The sequence below is a fragment of the Halomonas sp. genome, assembly GCF_031581305.1.
Lineage (GTDB): Bacteria > Pseudomonadota > Gammaproteobacteria > Pseudomonadales > Halomonadaceae > Halomonas.
In genome coordinates, this window is sequence record NZ_JAVLBC010000247.1 from 1 (window position 1) to 4,021 (window position 4,021).

At 67.1% G+C, this 4,021-nt stretch carries 5 protein-coding genes and 1 tRNA gene; 2 read left to right on the forward strand and 4 right to left on the reverse strand.

The window, feature by feature from the left end; genetic code table 11:
* On the reverse strand, window positions 1–265 hold a 265-nt coding region (locus RI841_RS15050), incomplete at its 3' end, for an integration host factor subunit beta (RefSeq protein ID WP_310706448.1).
* Between the two features lie 201 nt (window positions 266–466).
* Between RI841_RS15050 and RI841_RS15055 the strand changes: the two genes are divergently transcribed.
* Both RI841_RS15055 and RI841_RS15060 read left to right on the forward strand, forming a co-directional pair.
* A complete protein-coding gene (locus RI841_RS15055; protein WP_310706449.1) occupies window positions 467–760 on the forward strand; it encodes a succinate dehydrogenase assembly factor 2 in 294 nt (97 codons plus the stop codon).
* Window positions 720–1,118, forward strand: a complete 399-nt coding sequence (locus RI841_RS15060; protein WP_310706450.1) for a protein YgfX — start codon at window positions 720–722, stop codon at window positions 1,116–1,118. Before RI841_RS15055 ends, RI841_RS15060 begins: the two co-directional genes overlap by 41 nt.
* A gap of 24 nt (window positions 1,119–1,142) precedes the next feature.
* Here the strand turns inward: RI841_RS15060 and nadB are convergent, their stop codons facing one another.
* The 3 genes from nadB to RI841_RS15075 form a co-directional block, all read right to left on the reverse strand.
* Complete coding sequence (gene nadB / locus RI841_RS15065; RefSeq protein WP_310706451.1) at window positions 1,143–2,723, reverse strand: L-aspartate oxidase; 1,581 nt, start codon at window positions 2,721–2,723, stop codon at window positions 1,143–1,145.
* Window positions 2,704–3,864 carry an FUSC family protein gene (locus RI841_RS15070; protein ID WP_310706452.1) on the reverse strand — a complete coding sequence of 387 codons (1,161 nt, stop codon included), beginning with the start codon at window positions 3,862–3,864 and terminating at the stop codon, window positions 2,704–2,706. Before RI841_RS15070 ends, nadB begins: the two co-directional genes overlap by 20 nt.
* A 58-nt stretch (window positions 3,865–3,922) precedes the next feature.
* Window positions 3,923–4,009, reverse strand: a tRNA-Leu gene (locus tag RI841_RS15075).
* Window positions 4,010–4,021 lie beyond the last annotated feature (12 nt).

Here is a 4,021-nt window from a genome sequence, read left to right on the forward strand (position 1 = left end):
GTTCGCGCAGCTCCTTGCCGGGCTTGAAGTGTGGCACGAACTTGCCGTCGAGTGCGACAGGTTCCCCCGTCTTGGGGTTGCGACCCACTCTGGGCTCCCGATAGTGCAGCGAGAAGCTGCCGAAGCCGCGGATCTCCACGCGTCCCCCCTCGGCCAGGGTGTCGGTGATATCGTCGAGGATCAGGCGCACCGCCGCCTCGACCTCCTTGACCGACAGCTCCGGCTGTCGCATGGCGATCTGTTCGATCAGTTCGGACTTGGTCATCGGCTCTACTCCGTGCGGTCCTGCCTGGGTCGACGCGATCCGGGCGTTGTTGTTTTTCCAAAGCATACTGTGCAAGTCTCGAGAAAACAACGCACTACGACCATTTCTCGAGTCAGCGGCGAGTAAGGCGTCAGCGGGCTGCCGGCAGGGCAGGGCTCGGGTATACTGGTAGGACACTTATCCGACCCAACGAGGCCGACCTTGAACGATGATTCGTCTCCCGAAGCCACTCTCCGCAAGCGTCTCTACTGGCACTCGCGGCGCGGCATGTGGGAGCTCGACCTGCTGCTGATTCCCTTCCTCGAGCAGTGCTATGGCGACCTGGGCGAAGCGGACCGTACGGCCTTTCGTTCGCTGATCGCGGAGGAAGACCAGGACCTGTTCGCTTGGCTGATGCGCCGCGAGTGGCCCGAGGAGCCGTCGCGGCGGCGCATCGTCAAGATGATCGTCGAGCATGCCGAGACCACCGACAACGATCACTATCGTAACCTCTAGGCTCTCGCTGGCCGCCCATGGCCTGGTGGCCGGGGCAGTGGCCGGCCTGATGTCGGCAGTGGCGCCGCCCTGGGCCGGTGTGCTTGCGGTGGTGGTGTTGGGTGGGGTGCTGGTCACGCTGGCCAGGCAATGCCCGCGTGGCCAGTTGCGCATTACGCCGAAGGCGGCGGGCGGCGTGGAGTGGTCATGGCGCGACTCTGCCGCTCAGGCCTGGCGCTCGGTGAGCCTGCATTGCGACTATCTCGGTCCCTGGCTGATCGGATTGAGGGTCGAGGGGCGGCGCCTGTGGCTGTGGCCCGACAGCAGCGACACCGAGTCACTGCGTCGCCTGCGTCGGGCGCTGCTGCCGCTGCCCTGAATGCCTCGATTCACGCCGGTCGTGTTACATCGTCTCCAGGGCCTGCAAGCGGATCCGTGAGGGCTGCGGGTTTGTCTCGCCGTGGACCGCGCAGTCGGGGTTGAAGTGAAGACCGCGAGACTCGCGTCGCGCGCGGGCGCAGGCCACGGTGAGGCGCGCCAGGCGCAGTGCATGCCAGAGGTTTGCCAGGGGCACCGAGGGGGCGGCGTCCCTTACCCGGGAAGCGAGCTGATGATGCATCCGCGCCAGGTCCTGGGCGGCCTCGCCCAGCCCCTGGTCGGTGCGGACGATGGCCACGCGGGCGCTCATCAGCTGGCGCATCGTCTCGCGGATCTCCTCGGTGCTCTCCTGGGAAACGGGCTGCTGGCCCCAGTGTGCCGGGGTCAGCTCGGCCTCCGGCTCCACCTCGGCGCTGCGCAGTCGTTGCGCACAGCTGCGGGCATAGACCAGGCACTCCAGCAGGGAGTTGCTGGCCATGCGGTTGGCCCCGTGCAGCCCGGTGCACGCGACCTCTCCGATGGCGTACAGCCGCGGGACCGTGCTGGCACCTCCCAGGTCGGTGGTGATTCCGCCACAGCTGTAGTGGGCGGCCGGCACCACCGGGATCGGCTGGTGCAGGATGTCTATTCCGCGACTGGCGCAGTGGGCATGGATGGTCGGGAAGTGATGACGGATGGCGCTCTCGCCGAGGTGACGAATGTCCAGGTAGACATGGTCGGTGCCGGTGCGCTGCATCTCGGCATCGATGGCTCGGGCAACGATGTCGCGGGGCGCCAGCTCGGCTCGGGGATCCACCGCCGGCATGAAGCGCTCGCCCGCTGCGTTGAGCAGCTGCCCCCCCTCGCCGCGTACCGCCTCGCTGATCAGAAAGGCGGGACCCTCGGGATCGTAGAGGCAGGTGGGGTGGAACTGCTGGAACTCCAGATTCATCAGTTCGGCGCCGAGCTCGGCGGCCATCATCATGCCCTCGCCGCTGGCCGGCTGGGGGCTGGTGGTATGGCGATAGAGGCCGCTCGCGCCGCCGGTGGCGAGCACGGTGTCCTCGGCCAGCAGCTCATGCAACCGGCCTGAGCCGTCCAGGCAACGTACCCCACGACAGTGTCCTTCGCCGTCACCGATCAGGCCGATGGCGGTGAGGGTGTCGTATAGCCCGATGTTCGGGTGGGCCTCCACATGCTGCCTGAGGGTCTCGATCACGGCACGACCGGTGGCATCGTCGGCATGGATGATGCGCCGTGCGCCATGGCCGCCCTCGCGGGTGAGGTGGTAGGGGTAGCTCGCATCAGCGCTGGCGTCCGGCGTGAAGGGGACCCCCAGCGACAGCAGCCATTCGATGGCCGATGGCCCCTGCTCCACGGTGAAGCGCACCGCCTGCTCGTCACACAGGCCATCGCCCGCCACCAGGGTGTCCGCCACATGGGCCTCGATGTCGTCCTGGGGGGAGAGCACGGCGGCGATGCCGCCTTGGGCCCAGCGGCTGGCGCCCCGGTCGTCACTGGCCGGTCGCAGCAGCGTGACCCGGCGATGGTCGGCAACCTCCAGTGCCAGTGCCAGTCCAGCGACACCGCCGCCGATGACCAGGACTTCATGCTTGCCGTCTGTCATCTGCCTTTCCTTCTTTCGTCGTGTCGCGCGCGATGGCCGAGGGGTCTTCGGTGAGACCGTGGTGGGGGGCTCGGCGGCGCAGTCGCCGGCTGGGAAGCCGCCCGAGGCCGCCCAGGCGATGGGTAAGGTCGGTGGTGAGACGCGCCAGTTCTCGATTGAGCCACAGGTAGCCGCTGGGACTGAAGAGCATGCGGCCATCGCTGGCACGGGCATGGCCGGCCAGTTCGGCATGTCGCTGGAGCTCGAAGGGGGTGATGGTCACCTCGACCGGTTGGCCGGTGCGTACCTGGAAGGCCAGGGTGCCGATGCCGCGAGCCAGGGCATGCTGCTCCTGGCGTAGGCCGCTCATGGCGTCGATGCGCTCGTGTCCGTCGCGACTGCTCCAGTGGGTCTCGAGCAGCAGTTCGATGGTGGAGAGCATGCGTCGTTGCAGCGAGATGAGGTCGTCCAGCTCGTGGCGGCTCAACCGTCGCTCGCGATGGATGGCATCCACCAGGCCGCGTTGCTTGACCAGTAGGCCGCTGGTGGCCTTGAGCATGCCCCGAGCATCGATGTCGGGGGCCGCCGTGGCCGAGGTATGGGCATGGTAAAGGCGAGCCATGCGGTCCAGGTTGTCGGCGAGCATGAAGCGCAGCATGTCGGTGGCCTTCTGCGGCAGCACCAGCACCGTGACGGTGATGCCTACCAGGGTGCCGAGCAGCACGTCGAAGGCCCGCCACAGGGCGATATCGAGCTGCTGGGTGCCGTCGCCGATCACCAGCAGCAGGCTGATGGCGAACATCAGGCCGCTGTAGCCATGCCGGTTGCTGAAGGTCACCCAGGTGGCGACGGCGATGCCGGCCAGTGCGGCAACGGGGACGAGTGCTGGCCAGGGCAGTGGCAGCAGAATCAGTAGCAGGCCCCAGCCGGCACCGAGCAGGGTGCCCAGCAGGCGCTGGCGACCCTTGTCGAGCACGCCGCCGATATGCGGAAGGTTGCCCATCACCATGATGGTGCTGACCAGCGCCCAGCCACTGTGCTGGATGGCGAAGAACTCGATGATGCCGAAGGTGAGGCACAGGGCCAACACGATACGCAGCACATGAAGCTTTCGCCGGTGCTGGTAATTGAAGTAGGGGTCACGTAGGCGCGGCAGTATCATGACACGGCGTCCCGTTGGAGGGTCGTGCCCGATGCTTGCCGGAAGGGTGCAGGAAAGCTGGTGCCCGGAGCCGGGCTCGAACCGGCACGGTGTTGCCACCGAGGGATTTTAAGTCCCTTGCGTCTACCAATTTCGCCATCCGGGCGGCACGGTTCCG

Excerpts from the sequence above, each read along its gene's own strand:
- RI841_RS15070 (WP_310706452.1), bottom strand. The coding sequence starts at position 3,864 with ATGATACTGCCGCGCCTACGTGACCCCTACTTCAATTACCAGCACCGG.
- nadB (WP_310706451.1), bottom strand. The coding sequence starts at position 2,723 with ATGACAGACGGCAAGCATGAAGTCCTGGTCATCGGCGGCGGTGTCGCT.
- RI841_RS15060 (WP_310706450.1), top strand. The coding sequence starts at position 720 with ATGCCGAGACCACCGACAACGATCACTATCGTAACCTCTAGGCTCTCG.